At 33.8% G+C, this 25,106-nt stretch carries 11 protein-coding genes; 10 read left to right on the top strand and 1 reads right to left on the bottom strand.

The features are described from left to right. Positions 1-72: 72 nt before the first annotated feature. Positions 73-489: a hypothetical protein gene (locus tag NWE55_RS02815; RefSeq protein WP_155092980.1), complete on the bottom strand. Its 417-nt coding sequence runs from the start codon at positions 487-489 to the stop codon at positions 73-75. Between the two features lie 278 nt (positions 490-767). Here NWE55_RS02815 and NWE55_RS02810 point away from each other — a divergent pair, with 278 nt between their 5' ends. From NWE55_RS02810 to NWE55_RS02765, 10 genes are all read left to right on the top strand, one after another. Continuing rightward, the gene (locus NWE55_RS02810) at positions 768-1,484 is read left to right on the top strand and encodes a DUF4397 domain-containing protein (RefSeq protein WP_155092979.1); all 717 of its coding nucleotides are present in this window, start codon (positions 768-770) and stop codon (positions 1,482-1,484) included. A 146-nt stretch (positions 1,485-1,630) separates the two neighbouring features. Continuing rightward, positions 1,631-4,006: a tetratricopeptide repeat protein gene (locus NWE55_RS02805; RefSeq protein WP_155092978.1), complete on the top strand. Its 2,376-nt coding sequence runs from the start codon at positions 1,631-1,633 to the stop codon at positions 4,004-4,006. 1,444 nt (positions 4,007-5,450) lie between these two features. Next, the gene (locus NWE55_RS02800) at positions 5,451-6,413 is read left to right on the top strand and encodes a helix-turn-helix domain-containing protein (protein WP_155092977.1); all 963 of its coding nucleotides are present in this window, start codon (positions 5,451-5,453) and stop codon (positions 6,411-6,413) included. A 394-nt stretch (positions 6,414-6,807) separates the two neighbouring features. Beyond that, positions 6,808-7,560: a helix-turn-helix domain-containing protein gene (locus NWE55_RS02795; RefSeq protein ID WP_258204599.1), complete on the top strand. Its 753-nt coding sequence runs from the start codon at positions 6,808-6,810 to the stop codon at positions 7,558-7,560. A 391-nt stretch (positions 7,561-7,951) separates the two neighbouring features. Next, positions 7,952-12,541, top strand: coding sequence for a CLIPPER-2 domain-containing protein (locus NWE55_RS02790; protein WP_258204598.1), 4,590 nt, complete (start codon positions 7,952-7,954; stop codon positions 12,539-12,541). A 30-nt stretch (positions 12,542-12,571) separates the two neighbouring features. Further along, positions 12,572-18,133, top strand: coding sequence for a beta strand repeat-containing protein (locus NWE55_RS02785; protein ID WP_155092973.1), 5,562 nt, complete (start codon positions 12,572-12,574; stop codon positions 18,131-18,133). A 57-nt stretch (positions 18,134-18,190) separates the two neighbouring features. Continuing rightward, complete coding sequence (locus tag NWE55_RS02780; RefSeq protein WP_258204597.1) at positions 18,191-19,477, top strand: T9SS type B sorting domain-containing protein; 1,287 nt, start codon at positions 18,191-18,193, stop codon at positions 19,475-19,477. 13 nt (positions 19,478-19,490) lie between these two features. Next, positions 19,491-20,435: a PorP/SprF family type IX secretion system membrane protein gene (locus NWE55_RS02775; protein ID WP_258204596.1), complete on the top strand. Its 945-nt coding sequence runs from the start codon at positions 19,491-19,493 to the stop codon at positions 20,433-20,435. A 31-nt stretch (positions 20,436-20,466) separates the two neighbouring features. Beyond that, positions 20,467-22,434, top strand: coding sequence for an OmpA family protein (locus NWE55_RS02770; RefSeq protein ID WP_258204595.1), 1,968 nt, complete (start codon positions 20,467-20,469; stop codon positions 22,432-22,434). A gap of 213 nt (positions 22,435-22,647) precedes the next feature. Next, positions 22,648-24,264: an IS1182 family transposase gene (locus NWE55_RS02765; RefSeq protein WP_258204053.1), complete on the top strand. Its 1,617-nt coding sequence runs from the start codon at positions 22,648-22,650 to the stop codon at positions 24,262-24,264. Positions 24,265-25,106: the final 842 nt, after the last annotated feature.

The following is a 25,106-nucleotide window of genomic DNA, read 5'->3' as shown; positions in this document are numbered from 1 at the left end:
ACTTTATATTTTAGTTTGTAATGGATGCTTTGGCATTCTACCAAAGTAATTTTTGCTTAAAATAAAGTGAAATCAAAGTCTGAAATTCTGTAGTCGTATGTATATCGAAGTTTTATACTTAGTTGTATTTCGGTTTAGGTATTTGCTGGTAAATGCCTTGAAGAACTTGAAAGGAAGTGTACTACTAAAGTAATCATTCTCGTTGTCTAAAATCGCAACGGGAATAGCAATCTTTAGTTTTGCTATAGAAATGATGTTCTTCTCTACGCTTTGGTTTTGGCATTCCTGCCCCAGGGTCGTTTTACAATTGCTATTTAACTTGTGTTTATTTGGTTTAGCCGTTTGTTCAATATTTGAGTTATGCTTGTCAAATATTGAATTTATAGTGGCTTGAATGCTGCATGAAGACAATAGCGTTAACAATAGGATAAGCGTAGTTATACTATTTTTCCAAAATGAAGGGATACTATTTTTTTTCTTTGCCATCATAACAGAACAAACTTAATAGTTTTTGTGGTAGGTTCAAATCTTGTTGTGAAAATTATTAGAAACTAATTCTATTGGATAGTCCTGTTTTGTTAGGATGTTTCTTTACATCATATAAGATTAGCCATGTGAAGTTTGTTAATCAAAAAGAGAGACAGATATTGACATATAAAAGAAAAATAATATCTTTATAAAGTTAAAGTAAAGGTTATTAATAATTAGTTTTTTGAAAGTGGAATAGATTTTGAGAATTTATATAAACAATTAAAACAAAACTAATTATGCGAAAAGGTTTTTTATTAGCTATCAGTATCGTAGGGTTGCTTACCTTACAAAGCTGTAACAATGACGATGTGAATGTAGAACCTATTCCTGTAGGTATATTAACTACAGTAAATGGCTATACGGATTCTAATAACGTGAAGTTTCACGTTGATGGAAGGTATATACAAGATATTTATAATCCGGTATTGGAATATAAGATGTTTAGTTATGCGAACTTGTTCCCAGGGGATAGAAAAATTGGCGTAAGCGAGGCTAAAGGTGAAATAGCAAGTGAAACTCACTTGATTGAAAAGTTTAGATTCTATACCTCGTTTGTTGGAGGAACGAAAGAACAACCTGTATTCTTTACAGCCAATGACCGTATAGATGGACTTACTGAGGCTGATGTGGAAGGAAAGAGTGGTGTGCGCTTTTTTAATTTAAGTGCTGATGATTTGACTATCTCTTTACAATTTGACGATAACGCGATTGCAGATGAATTTAAAGATAGAAAAACGGATTCAAAGGAAACTGTTGGAACCTATCAAAAATTCAGTTTGGTAGAGGCAAAAAAATACTCATTAAAAGTACTTAATAAGTCTAATGAGGTTTTGGCTCAAAGAGATAATATTACTTTAAACAATAAAGGTTTCTATTCAATAGTTTTTATTGGAAATGAAGCAAACACTGCTAAACCTTACTATATTGGAGTAGTAAGTCAGAATGTAAATTAAGCAATAACAGTAATTGTAAATAAAACAAAGGAGAAACTTCGAGAGGAGTTTCTCCTTTGTTTTATAGCAATTTTAAAAGATTGAATTTTTATAATTGTAGTATCTTTAGCCCTATAATTAATTTAGAAAAAGTTACTTAGTTTTTTATGGGGCAAAAGGAGAATAGGTTAGATGATGTTAAGGCTTTATACGATCAGTTGAAATTCACTGAGGAAATAAATGAGGCAAAAGAGGAAGACCGCGTTGAAATTTACAATAAAAATCAAGAGTTATCTGAACATATAGTGAATATCTTAGAAGAAGTTTTGAATGAGGAACCACTTGATAAGGATGCATTGTTTTGGAAGATAAAGATTTATAATGGACCACACTTCGAAGATACTTCCTTAATGCTTTCTATTTGTGAAGAGATTGTAGAGAAGTTGAAAGAGGACAAGAAAGCTGTGATGTCTGCTTATGATTGGATGGCGTGGATCTACGACAATAAATTAGAACTAAAAGAAAAAGCAATTGAAGTACTACACGATAAGTTGATCGAAGTTTCTTTGATTGAGGATGATTATTCGTTGAGAGATAGAGAGTTTGGTGAGACTTACTATATGATAGCATTTCTATATCGAGAGTTAGAAGATTTTGACACTGCTATATCATTTTATAAATTATCACATGAGCATTTTCCCGATCACTATTATGCAAGTTATCAAGGTGGAAGGCTGCTATTGGAAAGAGAGTGTTTTGATGAAGCATTTCCTTTCTTAAAGGCCTATACCGATTTTCACGGCAATGAATACACGGTTACCTATGCGAAAGAAATAGAAGCATTTCACAATGAGGGAAAATTAGCAAACCATTGGAATCTCATTCTATTAATGTATAGCATTGGATTATCTCGACCTACAGAGTTCGGAGCAAAGAACGTGAAGGAGTATGGGATGAAGTATTTACCTCTGATAGAGGAGGAACTTGAAAAGAATAGCTCTAATAATTTTGCAATGCGCATGAAAGCATTGCACTATATTTATGTAGAAAAGAATACCAAGAAAGCATTTGAGTCCTTGGAGCATAATTATAAGTCATTACAAGCTATTAAAGGACCTTTGTACTTTACATTTTACGAACTGGGAGCAAAGTTAGATATTGATGTAGAAAAGTTTGATTATCCATTTGAGTTGAATGGTTTTTATGGGTATAACTTGATGACGCGATTTTTAGAACAAGCAGGAGAGTATCGAGGAGAAGGAGAAAAAGAGAAGGCCTTGAAATACTATCAAATCGCCCAAAAAATTGGTTTGAATATATACGATCAGGTCGAGGATTATTTTACTAAAGGAATAGGAGATAAGGCTAATAATAATGCACATGGTTTTGCTATGATATGCAATAATCTGGGAATTGTTATTCGCAATGTAGGTGAGTTGTCTGATGAACAAGACTATACAAAAGATATTTATAAAAAGGCAATCGAGCTCCACAAGAAAGGTTATGAGTATTCTCCCTTTTGGGAAAATATGGAAAGTGGTATTCGCATGGCAACTTTAGTAAAGGATTATGAATCTGTTGATTTCTTTGCAAAAGAGCTCTTAACGTTTCACAGTCCTTATTCAGAAGGTTGGATGTCGGTTAAAGGGACGATGATGAAGAATTTGATTCTCGCTAATGAATATGAAAAAGCCTTAGAGTTCTATTCTGAAATAAAAGATGACTTTGAAAAGCAAAAAATAGAGGATGAAGACATAGTAGGGGAAATGATCTATTTGGCTGCAGAGTTTTTTACTTACATTAGATTTAAGCGAGAAGATTATTTAAGTACAATCGCTTTTACAGAAGACTTTTTTAGCAATCCAGTTTATTTTGAATTGAGAGAGGATTTAGCTAATATTAACTATTGGTTTAGTTTAGCTTGGTGTTATCATGGTTTGGAAAATAGGGATGAAGCTGCAAAGTATTTTACACTTATGATTGACAACTTTGAGGGGGGAGAATATCAATCGTCTATCGATGAAATTCCTAATGAGTATAGATTGGGTAAGATAGAGCGAAACGCCTTTGAAAGGTTAGATTGCTTTTGGAAGCGAGATTGCAATTCTACGGATGAATACCCTCTAAAGGATTACAGGGAGGATTATATCACTTATTTCGAGCGTATTCGCGAAGAAATAATGCAAGGGCAGCATATTACAGTCGAAAAATGGATTAGTGACAATATTCATTTGAAAGTTGAAGGAAGGCACCAAAGAGAAAATTCGTCAGAGATTATATTTGAGAGCTTGTTTGATTTTTACTTTCAAGAGCAAAATATAACTATTCGCTTTAATCTCGATGAACGAGAGGAAGTGATTCGTTCTTTCTTCGGTTTAAAGTCCAAGAAGGAATGGACAAAATTGTTTGAGGTATATTTTTATCATTATTCAGAAGGTGAAAGCACCTCAAACGACGCCATAGCTTATCACAAAGAGAAGAAAGAGTTTCAACTCTTAGCACAAGAACTTTGGAACGATATGGTTCGCAAGATTTCTAATTAATTTTTAATAGACAAAGGTTTTGTAAGTATTTCGCTACAAAACCTTTTTTTGTGTCTAAAAATATCATCTCTTGTCTTCTCAAATTTTTCTTAGCCTGCTGTTAATGTCTATAAGGCAGTGTATATTACTTTTTCTAAGTTGACTGAAAAAATTAGCACATGAGAGAATAACTCGAATATGCAACTTGCTCTGTGGCAACTCATTTTTCGATGTAGGTAAGTGCTATATGAGAAAAGAATAAAAGAAATGGGATTAATGCTCTTAAAGCATTCATATATACCTATCTAAAGTACACTACTCCTTTATTATCACTTAACTGAACTTCTGAACTCGATGGCAAAGTAGGTAGATTTTTAAAAGCAAATCTGAATGTCTTATTAGAGGGCTTTTCTTGCACTTCTTAGGGGGTTGCTGGACGTTTTCTTGGGGTTTCCTTGCCCAAAAGCGTGCTTTTGTCGAAGAAAGGTGCAAGAAAGGTGCAAGAAAACCTTAAGCAACACCCTATTAGTTTGATACAAAACTACAGTTGTATTGTTTCTCAATTTTGTGATGCGATTGTTTTTTGAAGTCCTTATAGCGGAGGATAAAAACGTCAGTAGATTACTTTCTATTCGTTTATGCAATTTACCTCAGGGAGTATATTTGTTAAACTATTTGACTTTTGCTGTACCTGTAACAGGATTAAAAGTAATTTGTTGTATCATTTTATTGGTTGAAACATTAATTCTTATGCATAGTAGATCTATAAATATTCTGTTAGAAAAAAAATTTATACAGAAAAGATACTTTTTGCTAAAACTTTAGTTTTATTGTTAAAAGTAAGTTTTATGAGATGTTTTTTGTGTAATATGATTCCATAAGTTATTTAAAAGGCTTAAATAGTTGTTTGTAGATATGCTCAAAACGAGATTTTTTAAATAGAATTGAATCTCTTTTTGTGACTCTTTTTACGGTTCTTTGTCTTAATAGTAACAATATCATAGCGAGTATTAGATAAAATATTTATTGGTAAAAATGATTTTTGTCATGTTTTGTTATTATACTTGATAAAATATGACGTTTTAAAGGGTTGTAAATCTTATGGAATCATCTTTTTAATGTTAAATAGTGTGATTTGAGGTTTTGAAAAGGAAGTAATGTTGTAATTTCTTTAAATTATTTTTATAAATTATATAATTTAAGTGTTTATTGTATGACTTTATGTGTTGATATGTTTTTTTAATGTAAAAATTAGTTATCGGTATTAAATTGTCTTTCAAAATAGAATATAAGTAATAATTTTGCAATGCTTTAGAATAAAATAGAAATATGCGAATATTTTTATTTTTTGTCCCCACAATAATAGAGCAAACTTCATACAGCAATTCTGCTGCGTTTGGTTACGTAATTTATTTACGGTGGGTTGATATGCTTCTAAGGCAAAGTATTAATCACTAACGGGCGCATGGATTTAATTCATAAAATAGAGGTATTATTGGTTAAGCTGTTTAGCTTTAAGAACGTAGTCCATATTTTGGCTATAGGATCGTTGATTCAATTAATGTGTTCTTTCATAAGTATTGAAATTAATGTAGTTTACATCTTATTGCCAATTTTGTTTTTATACGTTAAGTATGAAAAAGCTGCTTTGTTTGATAATCCAAAGGAGATTGTATTGCATTTTGTAGGTGCAGTATCTATTTTATGCGGACAGTTCTTATTTGAAACACTTTTTATTAATCTGTTAGAACTGGTATATGTGACTATTTATATGTACTGGATTTACGTAAACTCGAACAAGTATCAAAGTGAATTCAAATATCATGTTGAGGTCAATTTTATTGCTATCTATGCCTTGTTTTTAACAATGAATGCTTTGGTATCAAGTGTTTATGCTATATCAAAGTTCTTTCAGTATAAATTGTACTTTCAAGAGTCATTTATTTTGATAGGGATTTCTTTTTTTGCTTCTGTATTTTGTATTGTGACGCTTTTTATACATGAAAAAGACAATGTTCATACATCTGAAATATCGTCTTGGAATGATTGTTGCTTAGAGGAAGAAGCTGTAAAAGTTGAGTACAAACAAAGTGAATTAGAAAAGAGAATCCGCATTGAAAATTTTTTTGATCACAATAATGGGTATTTAGATGCAAAATTTTCATTAGAAGATTTGGCTAAGTCACTCGATATGACAAAGAATGAGGTCTCGGATTTTTTAAATCAATATATGCAAGTTAGTTTTTATCAGTTAGTAGCCAAGTATCGCGTGGAATATGCAAAAGAGTTGCTGATTGATACCAATAATTTGACTATTGAAGCGATTGTTGAAGCATCTGGCTTCAACTCAAAATCGTCTTTCAATAAATATTTTAAATTTTTTGTGGGATGTACACCTTCAGCATATAGAAACTTATTAATGGATTAATAAATAATAATTGGATACAGTTCTTTACATATTTGTGCTTTCAGTAGCAGTTATTTTTGCATCTATCTCTTATTTTATCAATAGTAGATTAGTAACTAAAACTGCATCGCAAGCTGTATTAAGAGTTTTTCTATTGTTTTTTATTTTTCACTGTAGTTATATTGCTATTAGTAAGTTTTTTTTTTCTGATAATACATTCTTGAGCTTAGGTTCACCCTTTATGGTTTTTTATGGTCCTTTTTTCCATATAACTCTGAATGCATTAAAAACGCAGGTTGACGGGTATAAAAAAAGAAATACGTTCATTATAATTCACTTTATACCAGCCTTGGTTTTTTCCTTTTTGTATATATATATACTGAATATAGGAGAGAGCAATATAGATATAAGCTTTTTGATTCATTATTATTTGGTCATGTATGTCTCTACTGGAGTGATTGTTTCTGGTTATGCTGTATATGGTTACATTGTGATTAATCAACTTAGTTTATCCTATAGATTTCGAGTGTTGATTATTCAGGTGATCTGGGTAATGCTCTTTATGTCTATTATGTTAGTGGGCTTGGTGACTTATAACGCTATTCCTAATAATGATTATGATATCGTTTATTTTGGAATGTTGTTTTTAGCTTTCTTTATTTTCCGATTTTATACTAAAAGGGTAAATAGTACAAGTAATAATGATGAAGTGTTTGTTGGCCAGATTAATCGAGATGTAATTCAGCATACTGATTCAGATGTATCTCCTTTAGTGGATGAAGGAAGTAAGTATGAAAAGTCTAAAGTGCCTGATGAGTTGCTTAATCAGTATCGCTCAAAGGTAGAAAAGGTATTAGTTGAAGATAAGATGTTTTTGGAAAGTGATTTTTCTATTGAAAGGTTAGAAGAAGAGACAGGAGTCAGTAAACATCACTTATCGCAGCTGTTTACTTTAAAGTATAACTCAAATTTCAAACCTTACCTGAATAAGTTGAGAATCAGTTATGCTATTGAGATTATTGCAAATACTAAAGAAGATATCAATATATCGGAACTGGGAGAGCAGTGTGGATTTAATTCAAGGACTTCTTTCTTTCGATCATTTAAAAAGAATACTGGTGTTTCACCATCAGATTATATAGATCAACATAAACAACAACAAAAGTAATTTTAATTTGAAACTTATAAGCCAATAGGTTTCTAAACCACATTCGAGCCACAGTACAGAGCCAAAGTACTGTGGCTTTTTTTATTGGTATTATGTGTACATACTATATTCTATTTTAGATATTCCAATTAGTAGTTTTAGGTATAATAAGAATATTTGTTAAAAGGATGTGTATACAAGGGGTCTTTTTTGGATAGGTTCTGTTAAGTAGTGTTTAAGTTGTTGTTATATAGTGTTTTATATGTGTTTCATTATGTTGGGAAGTATGTTTTTTAGGCATTTTGAAACCAAAAGTTAGTTTTTAAGGTAGATTTTTGTTGAGGTAATTAAGTACGAGTATTGTTTTGAAGAGGTCCTTGTACTTTATGCAATTAATAATTGAAAATAGATTATGAATAGAAAACTACTTATTAAAGTATTGATGCTTTTGGTGCTCTTCCTGGGGATGGGGAGTAGTACGTATGCTCAGTTTAAAGTGGAAGAAGATTTTAAAGGGAGTACTACTAAAAGACAGAATGTTGTTTTTAAAGGTAAAGCTTATTTAACAGCTTCTGAAAAGAATACAAGTGAATTTAAAGATATAGATGGTGATGGATGGCTTCGTTTAACAGAAGATGGAGGAAGTCAACATGGAGGAGTTATTATAGATGAAGCATTTGCTTCTAATAAAGGCGTTGTTCTTGACTTTGAATATAAAACTTGGAGAACCGTACCAGGAGATGATAAACCACCACATGGATGGGCATCACGTGGAGGTGATGGATTTACAGTATTCTTAATTAATGGTGCTATTTTAGGTGATAATGTAACATTAGGAGGTACAGGTCATCATTTAGGATATGGAGGAGATAATTCAGGACAATATGCTACTCCTTCTATTACAAGTGGATATTTAGGTTTAGGATTAGATGAGTATGGGAACTATATTTTTTCTGGAACTAATGGGTATTATAGTACAAATGGTATAAAGAATGGACAATGGATAACAGGTGATGCCATGGAGGAGATGCGTTATACTTTGAAAAATTCAGTAGGATTACGTGGAATGTCAAATCCGAATAATAATACTCCATTAATTGGCTTTACAACATTAAAGAAGAAAGGTTATGAAGTAGGATATCCATCTATATTAACTGATAGACCATCAGATGCAGTATTTTATCGTAGAGTGCAGATGGAGTTGTATAAATATGGTAACGGATATAGAGTAGAAGTTAGATGGATGCGTGAGAAAGGTGGAGCTTTTGAGCACCTATTTACTTCTGACTATACAGAAGCACCATTTGAAACACTTAAGATTGGTTTTGCAGCTTCTACAGGAAGTGCTGTAAACTATCATGAGATTAGAGGACTTTCTGTTTTTGTACCAGAGGGTGTAAAAGTAGAAAAAAGAGTAAATAAAGAAACTGTTGCTGTAGGAGATGACTTGGAGTATACTGTAGAGGTGAGAAACTTATCTCAGAGTGTATATAAAGGAATCGTATTGAATGATATTCTTGATAATTTAAAACCTTACTTTGAAATAGAGAGCATTACTTTTAAAAGCGAGTTAGGTTTAGCAGAAACTAAAGCAACGAACTTTACTACTTCATTAAAGAATCTAAAAGATATTAATATCAATTTGGGTAGTAGAGATGCAGCTGTATTTACTATTAAAGGTAAAGTAAAACAATTGCCGACTTCAGGTAAATTAAATAATACAGCTACTATTAATGTAGATGCATTAAACTTTACATCTGCTGAGGCTAAAGATCCAAGTAGATTAACTAGCTCTGTAGAAACTATGATTACTCCAGAGATCCCATGTGGATGTCCTGTAGGTGCTATAGAGTTAAAAAGTTCCAGTACAGCTCAATTATTAAATGCAGGAAGTATTTATTGTGTAAATGGATTTGTTTCTATAAAAGGAGGTTTAACTATAAAAGAAGGTGTAAAATTATATATTCAATCGGGAGCAAAATTATATGTTGATGGGCCATTTGTTCAAGAAGGTGGTGTAGTTTCGATATGTCCTTATGGAGGAATAGAAGTGAAAGGATCTGCTGATATAGGTAAGAATGCTAAAAAAGAAACAAAGTTTATTTTAAAGGATTATAGTTACTTCACAATGACAGGTTCTCTTACACAATATGAACCAGTGAGTGGACAAACAAATTTTGAGTTAGGAAATAGTTCTATTATTGAAATTTGTGGTACATATAAACAAGATGCAAAAGATTATCCTGTTCTAAAATATAATGGTGATTATAAGAACGCATACTTTATAGTAAAAGGAGATGCACAAGGTATTGATAATAATAGTAAGCTACGTAACTCGGATAACATTAATGTTGTTGCGATGTGGACGATGTCTAAGTTAGGATTAGATAAGAATAGTGCAAATTATTCTGGAGAAAAAGCTGATGGAAATAATAAGTATTTACCTAAAGGATATGATAATTCTAAATGTGGAGATTTAAGTTATATCAATAAATCGGAAGTTAAGTTTAAAAAAGAAGGTAAATATGTACAAGGAGATAGAAGTATGTATAATGAGAATTCTCAAGAGTACAAAGAAGCTTCTATGATAGGTGATATGATTAACTACACATTTACAGTGAAGAATACAGGTAATGTGGCTCTACACGATGTAAAAGTGAGTGATCCTAAATTACTAAATGTTACTCCTATCTTTAAATCAGGAGATATTAATAACAATAAGTTATTAGATGAAGGAGAGGAGTGGGTATACGAAGCTGTTTATTTTATCACACAAGAAGATATTGATAATGCAGAGAAAGTAAATCAGGCTACTGTTACGGCTTTGACAGATAGTAATAAAGTGATTAGTAAAATATCAGGAACAGATTATACAAATGAGAATCCTACAATAGTACCACTACCATTTGGAGCAGTAGATGATAACTTCTGTGATAATGAAGGAGATCAGTTTATTTCAGGATTCCATACAACTATTGTAAAAACTAAGTATGGTTTTGAGATTTTTGGAGAGAGAGGTATGCCTAATGGGACAAATCATGTATACAGTCCTTTAAGAATATTACCTAAGAACGGTTATGATTTTAAAGGTTCCCCTATGCTCGCAACAATGGGGACGTATAGTAACACAAAAACTCAAATGTTCTTATTAACCTCTAAAGGTCTATATGTATGGGGTACAGAAGGGACAGTAATTTCAACTGCTCTAACTAAGAATACTAGTTTTGGAGAAATTTCTTTACCTGCTAATGTAAAACCTAGAGATGTGGTTTATATGACAGCATCATATAATATACTTGTACTTAAGACTAAACAAGGAAAGTTATATACGATGGGAGCAGATTATCAGATGTATGGTGATGGAAGTTTAAGAGCAGATAATGAATGGCATATTGTTAAAAGAACAAATGGTTCTGAGTTAACAGATGTAAAGTTAGTACGTGTTCATAGTTATGGTGGTTTTGCTTTATTAAATGATGATTCATTCATTGCTTGGGGTAAGGAGAAATATGATGGACAGAATCCTGTTATCAAAAATAATAGCAATGCCATAAATGTAAAATCTCCATATAGTAATGGAGAGAAACCTAAAATGATTGCTGTTACAGGTAATGATAAACAGGCACCTAATTCAGTTAGTTATTTAGTATTAGGAAATAACGGAAAAGTATACTCAATAGGAGGAAATAATAACGGGCAGTTAGGAATAGGCGAATCAGGTAAGAGTAAGTTTAAAAATACTTGGCAAGTAGTTAAGAGTGATGCTAAAACTGAATTGTCAGACATAATCTTCATCACAGGAGCAGATAACTCATCACATGAAACAGCAGCAGGGGCTATTGATAGATATGGGAAGTTATACCTATGGGGGAAAAACGGAAGTAGTATGTTAGGTCAACCAGGAGATAGTGATGTGGTTTATGCATCTGTTCCTCAAGGGTTTTTAGATAAGAATGGTAAATTAGTTAATAAAGCTATCTATGTAGAGATAGGGGGGCATACTTCTATGTATATGGGAGAGAATTATAAGTTCTGTTATATAGGTCATAAGACAAATGGAAGTATGGGAGATGGTACTAGAAATAATAGTGCTGTAAGTAAATTCGATTGTGAGAATACTCCTCATATCTCTGAGATGTGTGCAAAGTTAACGATCGAACCAGAACCAGGATTATCTATTATTAAAGATGGAGAATATATTGGTAAAGGAACTGATAAAGCTATCAAACCAGGAGGAGTAATCAGATACACAATTAAAGTAACTAATACAGGAAATACCCTTCTAACAAATATAGAAGTAACAGATCCTAAGTTACCTGATTTTAAAGCTACAATAGCTTCTTTATTGCCTGGAGAACTAAAAGAGTTTAGTGTGAATACAGATTATGTAATAACGCAAGCAGATATTGAGAGAGGTGGAGTATTTAATCAAGCTGTTGGTAAAGGTAATATTCCTACAGGGCCAGTAACAGGTAAGTCGAAACCTACTATACCTGTTGATAAAGAAGATCCAAATTACCCTTTAGAAGATCCAGCTTATAAAGATTGTGAAACTTGTACAGTAACCATCTTAGAACAACAACCTTCTATCACATTAGTAAAAGTAGGAGTAGTAGATGAGGATGCTGATACATCAAAAGGGAATGGAGTAATCAACTATACGTTTACAATCACAAATACAGGTAACGTATCCTTGACTTTAAAAGATTTTAAAGATTCTAAGATACCAAAATTTACTCCAGTATTTACAGAAGGGCAAGGAACAGGAAGTTTAGAAGTTGGGAAAACTTGGACAGCAACTGCTACTTATACGATTACAGACACAGATGTAGATGCTGAGAAAGTTGAGAATAGAGCAGAAGTAACAGGAACAGCTCCAAAAGGAAAAACAACAACAGCGGAGTCAAAAGATGATAAAGGTTTTGATAAACCAACAATCACTCCAGTTGAAGGCGGTGGTCCATTAATGACAAATCCACACATTTATCACAAAGTACAATAATTAGACGTTAAAGACACAAAATATACAATTATGAAAAAAAGATTATTATCAGTTGCATTATTGATGGGAACTATGGCTGCTAATGCACAAGTAGGTATTGGTACTGCTATTCCAAATAAATCAGCAGAATTATTAATCCAATCTTCAAATAGAGGTTTGTTAATCCCTAATGTGGCATTGACTGACACTAAAGATAAGACTACTATTACAAACGGTAACGTACAGAGTTTATTAGTGTATGCTACTAAAGAACAAAAAGACATTACACCAGGTTATTACTATTGGGATGTAAACGTATGGAAACGTTTAACTGCAGATGCGGATATTCCTCAAATTGTAGTGAATGAGTTTGCAAAGATTCTAAAAATGGATGGTGATAAGGTAGCGAACTTAATTATCGATTTAGTAAAGAACAATGAGACATTGACTGTATTAGCTTTTGATAAAGCTACAGGTGCTTTAACGTATTCTGATGAGAAGAAAGCAGTTACTACTATAGATATTAAAGGAGCTGTTAAGTCATTTGAAACAGTAACAAGTATTACAAACAATGTAGATGCTGGGACACTTACATTCAAAGATGAAGCAGGTACAGAAAATGTGGTAAGTATTAAGGATCTTGTGAAGAAACATGAGACGATTACTACTTTAGTTCGTGAAGAGGCTGGTAAATATACATATACTAATGAAGCTGGTAAGGAATCTAAGATTACTGTTATTGGTGATATTACTGAGGTAATCAAAGGGAAAACAGATCAGGATCTATATAACGTATTAAAACAATTAGTAAACGTAGAACAAACGTTAACGAAATTGGTTTACAATGCTACGAGTAAAGAATTGGTTTACACTGATGAGCAAAACGCTACACATAATATAGATGTAGATGCATTAGTAAAAGAAAATCAGACATTAACTACTTTAAAAGGTGGAAATAATATTAAAGTTACAGAAGTTAAAGGTGCTAACTCTATTTCTTATACATTAGACGTACCTACAGCTACTGAAGATGTAGCTGGGGTTGTAAAACCAGGTAGTGGCTTAGATGTAGATGCAGACGGTAACTTAACAGTTAACTTAGAAACAGCATTAAACGGAAAAGACCTTACAGGTAATGATATTATCGTTGTTACTGATGGTAAAGGGGCTGTATTGAAAACAACTGCTTTAAGCGTTAACGAAAAAGCAATTAAGTTAGGAAACTTAGGAGGTACATTAAATATTTCACAACTTCAAAAAGGTAATGCAGGTGATGTTTTAGTAATAAATAAAGAGGGTAATGTAGTGTGGTCTGCTAAAGATGCTATTACTACGAATAGTTTAGTATTAAAGGGTACAGAGTTAACTTCTACAGTTAATGGAGTACCTGCTACACAAACATTAAAAGATAAATTAACTACTGAAATGCTTCAAAATGGTTCAGTTACAGCTGATAAATTAGGAGCAGATAAGAAAGACGAAGGTAAAGTACCTGTGGTGCAAGCTGATGGAACAGTAGTTTACCAAAATATTTCGTCTACTAATGTAGATGGTAAAGCATTAACGTCAGCTAATAACTTAATGACTGTATCTAATACAGCAGGAGTAGTATTAAAAGATGTTGTGTTGACAATTGACCAAACGAAGTTTGAGTTAAACAAAATTGGTGGTACACTTCAGTTGACTCAAATTGAAAAAGGTGAATCGGGTTCAGTATTAGTTACTGATAAAGATGGTACTGTGAAGTGGGTTAAAGAAGATGCTGCTATTATTAAAGATTTAGTAAAAGCTAACGAAACTGTTACTACTATCTTTGATAATGGTGATGGAACATTTACTTACTATAACGAATCTGACTATGGAAAAGATGGTAAGTTAAAGCCAGGCGCTAAAGGAGTTCCATTTAATGCTAATACGTTAAATGTTACTTCTATTGATGGTGTTTACACTTTTACTGATAAATCAGGGACAGAGTTAGCGAAGATAGATACTAATGCAGGAGCTATTACATTTAATGATAATACAACTCAATTAGGGGTAACAAATGTTCAAGGTGCGATAGAGAAGTTATTAGAAAAAATAACAACAGTAGAAGGAACTAAAGGAACATTAAGCTCTACAGATATTGTAGTAACTGAAGGAAAAGACGCTTTATTAAAGGATGTTACTTTAGAGATTGCAAAAGGAGCAGTTACAACTGAGAAGTTAGCGCCAGGTGCAGTAACACAAGATAAGTTATACGCAGGTACTAAAGATGCTGATGGAAAAGGTACACCTGCAGCGGAAGGAACTGTACCAGTAGCAAATGCAGATGGGACAGTGACATATCAGCAAGTTTCAGGCAAAGTTTTAAATGGTAAAGCACTTACTTCTGGATCGATTAAAGTATTTGGTGGAAGTCAAGCTTTGTTAGATGGTACAGTGATTGAAGTACAAGGTGGTACTGAAGATGGTCAAGTTTTAGTTACTAAAACAAAAGATATTGTAGTTGGTAAAGATGCTAATGGTGATAATATCATAGAAAAACATCAAGTTACAGAATGGGTTAATCCTAAGGATTTTGTATCAGGGACTGTAACAGCAAAGAATGGTGTTACTGTAGTAAATGATACAGAGGGAAATAGTGAGTTTAAATTAGGAGGTGCTTTAACAGAAAAAACAACTTTAACTACAGGAGTAGGAAGTGAACTTGCAATTCAAGGTTTAGAAGATGTTAAGAACAATCCAACTACTAATAATATTGTATTAACTGATCCTGCTACAGGAGAATTAAAACAAACTTCTGCTAAAAACTTGTTGGAAGATACGATTGCTAAAGGTGGTTCTACTGACGAGTTAAAAGCAAAATCATTAAGAGGAGAGGGAATCACTGTAACAGCAGGAGATACAGTAGGTAATTCATTAGAAGTAGTAAACGCTTTATTGAAAGATGTAATCTTAGGTATAGCAGATGGTGCTGTAACAACTGATAAATTAGGTGCTGGAGCAGTTACAACTGAAAAAATTGCAGCAGGTAAAGATGGTGAAGTTTTAGTAACCGTAAAAGAAGGTGATAGAATGATCACTAAATGGGTAAGTAAAACAGAAGCTACAACAAATAAATTAGAAGTTGTAGGTAATGAGTTAGTTTCTACAGTAAATGGGAAAGAAGCTAAAACAGATTTAACTCAAGCTATCACAACTCCAATGTTGAAAGATGGTGCTGTTACTTCTGAGAAATTAAATGCAGGGAAAGGTGACGATAATAGAGTAGCTGTTGCTGACAAAGATGGTAATGTTTCGTACAAAACTCAAAAAGAAGTAGTAGAAGGAAATACTTCTAATGAATTAACATTATCAGGAAATAGTTTAACAAGTACAGTAAATGGAAAATCATCAACTGTTACTTTAACAGATGCAAGTATTGTTTCTTCTAAAGGAATTAAAGGTACAGGTATTACTGTTGATGGGGGAGAAAACTCTACATTAAAAGATGTTACTCTTGCTATAACTCCTGGTACTGCAGGACAAGTAATGGTTACTGGAGATGATAATAAAACAACTTGGGTTAATCAAAACGATATCGTTAAGAATAATACTTCGAATGAGTTAACGTCAAAAGATAACACTATGACATCTAATGTTAATGGTGTTTCTAAAACAGCAACTATTATTAACTCTGTAGAGAATAAACTAAACAGAGATAATCAATTGATTACTGTAGTTAACGGAGTAGAAGGAGATGCACTTGATTTAACACCAGCTATCGAAGCTGGACAAAAAACAACATCAGTTAAAAATGGTTCTGATAAAGTAACAGTTGTTACAACAGGAGCTGGTACAAAAGATAAAAATACAGAGTATACTGTTGATGTTGATGAGGCTAAATTAAGCTTACAAAATATAGGAGGACAGGTTACTAATAACCAAATCCAAGGAGGAAATGAAGGAGATGTATTAGTAAGTACAACTGATGATAAAGGTAATCCTATTACTAAATGGGTAACTCAAAAGTCTATCGTTGATACAAATGAGAGTTTAACTGTATTAGGGTATGATATACCAACAAACGCTTTAAAGTACAAAGACGAAGAAGGTAAAGAGCATACTATCTCTTTAAATAACGGGAAGTTAGATTATGAAGCAGGGAAGAATGAATTAACTTACGTTAATACAAAAGGAGAAAGCAATACTTTAAAATTAAATAATACTGATTTATCTCTTAGTGCAGATAAGAAGACGTTGACTTATACTAATTCTCAAGGAGGCAAGCAGACAATTAATCTTGATACAGTAGTTACAGAGAATACTTCAAATACATTAAAATTAGAGGGTAATAAGTTAACAAGTACGGTTAATGGAAAGGATTCATTTGTAGAATTAACAGCTGATAATGTAGCTTCGACTAAAGGAATTACAGGTACAGGAATCACTGTAACAGGTGGAGCTAATGCTACATTAAAAGATGTGACTCTTGCAATTACTCCTGGTAAAGAAAATCAAGTAATGGTCACATCTAAAGAAGGTAAGGCTACTTGGGTTGATCAGAGTGCACTTACTAATATTACTTTAGGAGGTGATGTAACAGGTAATGCTGATAATACAACAATTTCTAAATTACAAGGAAAAGACTTAGTAACAGCTAATGTTGCTGAAGGAAATGTATTGGTATTCGAAGGTGGTCAATGGGTTACTAAAACACCAGCTGTAGATGCTTCAAATGTTGGAAACGGTAAGGCTTTATCTTCTACTGAGAACACAATTACAATCTCTGCTAATGGAGCAACATCATTGTTAAAAGATGTTCAGATTGACGTTGCAGATAATGCAATTACTTCTGCTAAAATTAAAGATGGAGCTGTAACAACGGATAAGATTACAGGAGGTAATAATGGACAAGTTCTTACAACAACTGTATCTACAGAAGGTAAGAAAACTGTAGAATGGAAAACTCCAGTAGTTGATATTACGAAAAAAGGGGATTTAACTTCTGAATCTAACCTATTAACTGTAGATAAAGGAAATGGAGTAGTTCTTCAAAATGTTTCTTTAACAGTGAATCAAGGTAACTTTGAGTTAAACCAAATAGGCGGTTCTCTAAATGTAAACCAAATTACAGCTGGTAACGACAACCAAGTATTGACAACTGTTGGTACAGGAAACAATGCAACTGTAGTTTGGAAAGACAAAGAAAAACCAGTAACTGTTACAGGTGGTAAAACGGAAACAGGTGATGTAGTGGTTAAGCCAGGAACAAATCCTAACGAATATGTAGTAGATGTAAAATCTGCAATGCCAAAAGTATTCTATATGCCTCCTGTAATGTTTGATACATCTAAAAAGCATAATGAAATACAAACAAGAAACTTATACGATGAGTATGTAGCTATGTTTGGTGGTACAGGAGCAGTAGTTGATACACCTATTTCAGGAGATAGACCTCCTATGGTTCAGTCTGATGCTAATGCAACTATTCCTGTATATAAGAAAGAAGATTTAAATTTCTTTGTACCATATTATGATCCAGCAGTGTTTTCTGATGTGAATGTAGATGCTAATGGTGTTTTAACTTACAAAGTAATCAAGAAAGCAAAATATGGAGCTTTCATGACAGTGGTATTTGTAGTAAAATAATAAACTTAAATAGCTGTGTTAGTTCTGTACTAACACAGTATTTAAAAACTGAAAACTATGCAATCAAAAAAAATATATAAATCAGTTGCCTTATTCGGTTTGGTATTGCCTGCTACAGTAGTAGCACAGCAGACTAAAGAGAAAGAAGTCTTCGTAAATAATGGAGTGATTTCAGTTGCGAATGGCGGGGTGATGTCAACACTGTATGATTTCGATAATACAGTGAATGGCAACATGAAGAATGATGGTATTGTTTATTATTATCAAAGTTTTAATAACGATAATTTATATCATCACAGTGAGAAGGAAAACAGTTCAACAGCTGTGTTTACTAAATTAGAAGGTAGTGGTAAACAAATCATCTCGGGAAGCAAGCCATCAGATTTCTATCATATTGTCTTAAATAACCCTGAGAAACAGGTTGCTTTTGATTTAAAGAATGAAGCGAATGTATACGGCTCAGTGGATTTTCAAGACGGGATAGTAAAAGTTGACTCCTTGCAAGGTATGCTTACTTTTCACCAAGGTGCTCAAGCGCTACAACCAAGTGATAAAAGTCACGCAGAGGGATTTGTAGAGAAGATCGGAAACGAAGAGTTTCAGTATCCAAAAGGAGACAAAGGCATGTACCGCTATGCGCGTATAAGTGCTCCAGAGGGAGAGAAGGATTCTTACCAAGGAAAATACAATACAGAGGATCACAACTTTTTCCGCGTTCGCTCTAACACCTCAGGGGTGATAAACTTGTTGAATAAGAATGAGTATTGGACGGTTGAAAGAGCCAAGGACAACCTAAAAGGGGATGTAATGCTAACGCTAAGTTGGGATGAGCGCACAACTCCGAAAGAATTACTTGTCAATCCCCAAGAAGAGCTGCACATTGTTCGCTGGGATAGCAAACAGCAGATCTGGGTTGACCAAGGTGGAGTGGTTGATTTAGACAAGAAAGAAATCACTACCCCGACAAGTGTGAAAGGCTATGGATTTTTTACTCTTGCTACGGTTAAAACAGATTGGTTATTAGACGGAGATGTGGTTATCTACAACCTTGTTTCTCCAAACGGAGATGGTAAGAATGATTACTTTATCATTGACAATATCGAGCGTTTTCCAAACAATACGGTTGAGATTTTCAACCGTTGGGGAGTACGCGTTTACGAAACGAGTAATTACAACTCACGAGGCAATGTGTTTAATGGTTACTCAGATGGCCGGGTGACAGTTGACAAAAGTGAGCTATTACCAACGGGAACATATTACTACATTGTCACTTATGAGTACAAGGATAAGTCTGGTTCTCGCATGATCAAAAAATCAGGATACCTACACTTAGAGACCAATTAATTAGTTAGATTACATGAATTTACATAAAACAATACAAGCAGTTGGAATCGGCCTAATGACATTAGGCTGTGTTTCTACAGCTAATGCACAACAGGACCCACAGTACACGCAGTACATGTACAATACAGGAGCTATAAATCCGGCTTATGTTGGATCTAAATCAAATTTATCCATCTTTGGTCTTTACCGCACGCAGTGGGTAGGAATGGAAGGAGCACCTAAGACAGCACATGTATCGGTGTCTACGCCACTTGGCGAGTCAGGTCTTGGTCTTGGAGTAAACTTTGTCAACGACCGATTAGGAGCGATGGATGAGAATAATATCTCTGTGGATCTATCTTATACAATTGACCTTAGTTATGACTATAAATTGGCCTTTGGATTAAAGGGAACGGCTAATTTATTGAGTGTAGACTATCAGAAGCTTCGCATTTTTGATCCATCAGACGGGGTATCTCAAGAGAATATCAACAACAAGTTTAATCCCAACATAGGAGCAGGGGTATACGTGTACTCCGACAAAGCTTATTTTGGATTGTCTGTTCCCAAGTTTTTACAAGTGGATAGATACAACGACAACTACGATAATCAAGAGGTCGTGACTATGCGCGAGAAGATGCACTTTTACCTTATGGGGGGATATGTGTTTGACTTGTCAGATAACTTGAAGTTCAAACCCGCTTTCTTGGCCAAGGCAATACAAGGATCTCCTTTACAAGTAGACGTATCGGCAAACTTTTTAATAGCAGAGAAGTTCACCTTAGGAGCGGCTTACCGTTGGGATGCAGCCCTTAGCGCTTTGGCGGGATTCCAAGTAAACGACAATTTATTTGTGGGTTATAGCTACGATGCAGAGACAACCGCTTTGCGTCACTATAACTCAGGATCACACGAGATTGTGCTTCGCTTTGATATTTTTAGCAGAACAGGACGCATCAACGCCCCTCGTTTCTTCTAAGAGTTAACAGTCAATCTAACACAAGACACAGATGATAAGAAAGATAAAAAAGATAAGCTTTTTAGTGTGTTTGATGCTCGTAGGAAGTATGAGCATTCACGCACAACAAGTAAAGCAAAAGAAAGCCGATAAGGAGTTTGAAAAACTAGCTTATATCGATGCAATCAAAGTTTATGAAACCATAGCAGATAAAGGCTATGTGAATCAGTCCATTTTGCAAAAGTTAGGGGATTCGTATTACTTTAACGCAAAACTGATAGAGGCCAACAAGTGGTATACTCAGCTTTTCGAATCTGATTATGAGGATAAAGACTTATCTGCATTGGGCTCGGAGTACTACTACCGCTATGCGCAGAGTTTGCGCGCGGTGGAAAACTACGACAAGGCTGACCAGGTAATGCAGGAGTTCTCTAAAATGGAAGGAGATGATGCCAGAGCGCAACTCTACTCAGCCAACAAAGCCTATAGAGAGCGCATAGCTGAGATGCCAGAGCGATACCAGTTGAAGAACTTGGAGATCAACTCGGAGTATTCCGATTATGGAGCAACGCTTTTAGACAACAAACTTGTGTTTACATCAGCCAGAGAAACTCAAGATACAAGAGAGAGTAAAAGACATCAATGGACAAACGAGAGTTACACAAGTTTGTATGCAAGTGAGATCAATCCCGATGGTAGCTTTTCAGAGCCAGTGAAGTTATCCAAAGCATTGGACTCAAAGGTAAACGACGCTACAGCGGTGTTTACTCAAGATGGAAAGACGATGTACTTTACGCGCAATAACTCAAAGAAAAGCGGAAAGAAAAAGAGAAATAAACAAGACGATACGCTATTGAAGATTTACAAAGCGAGTCTAAACGATCAGGGAGAGTGGGATAATGTAGTGGAGTTGCCTTTCAACTCGGATGACTTTAACACCGCTCACCCAGCACTTACTCCAGATGAGAAGTGGTTGTATTTCTCCTCGGATAGAGAAGGTACAAAAGGCGCTTCGGATATCTTTCGAGTGAGTATCTCAAGTCAAGGAGAGTATGGAGAGGTTCAAAACATAGGAGAAGGAGTAAATACTCCAGCCAGAGAGACTTTTCCGTTTATATCTTCGGACAACTTGCTTTTCTTTAGCTCGGATGGACATCCAGGCCTTGGGGGATTAGATGTGTTTGTAGCCAGAATCTACTCCGATGGAACTGTATCAGAGGTAACCAATCTTGGTATGCCAATAAACAGTAGTTTAGACGACTTTGGCTTTTACCTAAACACAAACTCCGGCAAGGGATTTGTGAGCTCGAATCGCCAAGGCGGCAAGGGATCCGATGATATTTACTTTGTCAGCGAGAAAGCTTGTCAACAGCAAATAGAGGGAACAGTTTATGACATCAAAACTGAAAAGGTACTCTCTAATGCAATGGTGATTATCTCCGATGCCATGTATCAACAAGTAGATACGCTATATACAGATGAGAAAGGATACTATATCTCAGAGCTTAAATCGTGTGGTAAGAAATACCGCCTTCAAGCCTCAAAACAAGAGTATAGTACAGTGGAGCTTGTTTTAGAAGCAGATCGCACTTTTGGCAAGCGAACAGTTAATGTAGGTCTTGACAAGGCAACAGAAGAAGTAACGGTTAATGATGACTTGTTTAAGAAGTTGAAATTACAGCCAATTTACTTTGACTTTGACAAGTCAAATATTCGCCCAGATGCAGCTATAGAGTTAATGAAGGTGGTAGAGGTGATGAAACTGTATCCAAATATGAAAGTAGATGTTCGCTCTCATACAGATAGTAGAGGAAATGACAACTACAATATGAGCTTGTCGGATCGCCGAGCAAAATCAACTGTGAAGTGGATGATTGAGCAAGGAATCGACAAGAGTAGATTAACTGGTAAAGGATATGGAGAGAGTCAGTTGATAAATAAATGTAGTAACGGAGTACCGTGCTCGATTGAGGAACACCAACTCAATAGAAGAAGTGAATTTATTGTAATAGAATTATAATAGAAACAAGTGTGCTGTGCACAAACAACAAAACAATTTTTTTTCGACCATCCTGCTGTAGGATATAAAACTAACAGTACTTAGCCTTGAAAGAGGCTGTCTAAAAAGCCTAAAAAACAAAACCCCGTCTAAAAAAGGCGGGGTTTTTTCATTGTTTGTCCTCAAAAATAATTATCTTCAAGGTGCAACCAAACAATAAGAAAGACAAATATAATGTTCAAATCTGAAAGTTTAAAATCGCCGAGTCTATTTCCTGAAGATATTTTTTCTAAAATTCCTCTAGACCATCCTGTTCGTCTTATCAATGCTGTTGTTGATGAGTTAGATATTAGTTCTATTTTAAGTCAATACAAAGGAGGAGGGACCACCAGTTATCATCCCCGTATGATGATAAAAGTCTTATTCTACGCCTATTTCAATAATATTTATTCATCGCGTAAGATTGAACGGGCTTTGACGGAGAACATTTATTTTATGTGGTTATCTGGTAATAGCTTGCCTGATCATCGCACGATTAATTATTTTCGCGCTAAGCGATTGAAAGGTCAAATCCATCAGCTTTTTGCAGATGTGGTTCGTCTGTTACAAGAATTACAATATGTTAGTTTACAAGTTCAATATATTGATGGAACAAAAATTGAATCTAGCTCTAACCGATACACCTTTGTATGGCGTGGTTCAGTGGAGAAAAACAAGGCTAAATTAGAAACAAAAATTCAAGATGTTCTCACAGAAATAGAGGGTCAAATCAAACAGGATCAAAGTGAACTCGCAAAAGAACACTGTTCCAAAAATATTGATAGTTTAGAGCTTAAAGAAAAAGTGACTCAGTTAAATAAACATAGGGCAGACCTACCCAAACCTACAGCTAAACAGCTCAAACAGTTAGAAGACGAGCATTTACCTCGCTTGCAAAAATACGAACAACAACTAGAAACTTTAGGTACTCGAAATAGTTATAGTAAAACAGATCCAGATGCTACTTTTATGCGAATGAAAGAAGATCACATGAAAAACGGGCAACTTAAACCTGCCTACAATACTCAAATAAGTACTGAAAATCAATTTATTACACATTATACTATTGCACAAAAATCAACTGACACCACTACCTTAATCAATCATCTAGAGACTTTTGAACAAACCTATGCACAACAAAGTAAAGAAGTTGTAGCAGATGCTGGGTATGGTAGCGAAGAGAATTATCTGTATTTACTTGAAAGAGAAATAACGCCCTATGTGAAATTTAATTATTTTCATATGGAACAGAAAAGAGCTTGGAAGAACAACCCTTTTCTACAACACAATCTTTACTACAATAAATTGTTTGATTACATCTTATGTCCAAATGGAGAAAAGCTACCTAATATTGGAAGTAGTACTAAATACACCACCACTGGTTTTGCGTCAAAAATACATCTGTATCAAGCTTCTAACTGCTTGAAATGCTCGTTAAAAGAGCTATGTAATAAAGCAGCAGAAAACAGAACAGTCTCTATGAATCATAGATTGGTTCAAATAAAACAACATATTAGAGAATTACTCAACTCTGAACGCGGTAAATATCATAGAAGTAAAAGACCTGTAGAAGTAGAAGCTGTTTTTGGACAACTAAAAAGCAACAACAAATTTACTAGGTTTACTCTAAGAGGATTAGAAATGGTCGAAATTGAATTTGGACTGATGGCTCTTGCACATAATTTAAGAAAACTTACTAAGAATAGAGAAAAATCGACTTTAAACAACAATTTTCATCCTAAAAAAGAGACTGATAAACGAAAAATGACAAATTATAAGTCTAAAACTCGTTTTAATTGCAAGAACTTTTAATCTAAGAGAAAAGTAACGTTTTATATAATACAAAAGAGGGTGACCTTTTGGGACACCCTCTTTTTTATGCAATAATGTATGATAGTGATGAAGAATGAATAAAAGAGTCATATCAAAATTTGTAGTCTATGTGAAAAGATTAGTTAACCTCTAAGGAAAAACACAAGAAGTATTGGGGCTTTCTTGGTCTTTGTTTTATCATGGTGCTTTATCTTTTATTGGAGAGAAGAGTGTTTTCCTAAGTAAACTACAAGAATATCCCAGTAAATAGCAATTATAAGGAGTTGAATTTTTAAGTAATGTTACAGGAGAAAAACTCTATGTTTAAATCAAAATTTACTTCTAAGCTCATTAGCAGTTTGAATAGAAGATTGTGTAAAGGTTATTATTTGAGTTTTTTCTTGTCTTGATTTGCTTTGAGGGAGTACCAGGATAGGTATAGCTTAATATTTTATTTTAACTTCTAATATTATGGGGTGTTACTTTATGTCTTTATTTACTTAAGTAAATATTTATAGTTATGTATTTTTTGTTTTTAAATGAAATTTTAATATTTTTTTAAGTATATTTATAATTGAGTTTAAATATAAATGTTTTGACGTATGTGGATCAGTGAAATTTAGATTTAGGCCAAGTAATTTTTAATGAAATTGGAAGTGAAATAATACAGTAAGATGATTTAAGTAGTGTATATTATAAAATAATTAAGAGTTTTAGGAAAAAAAAGGGTAGTTTCTTTGATGTAAAAAACAAGGTTTTTAAAATGATTGTTTTTGTGTTTTTAGCTAATATTCTATTTTAAATGTTTGTAATATGCTAAATAATATTTCTTTTGTTGTGTT

The organism is Myroides albus (assembly GCF_024722315.1).
Lineage (GTDB): Bacteria > Bacteroidota > Bacteroidia > Flavobacteriales > Flavobacteriaceae > Flavobacterium > Flavobacterium album_A.
This window is presented reverse-complemented; position numbering and strand designations above follow the sequence as displayed.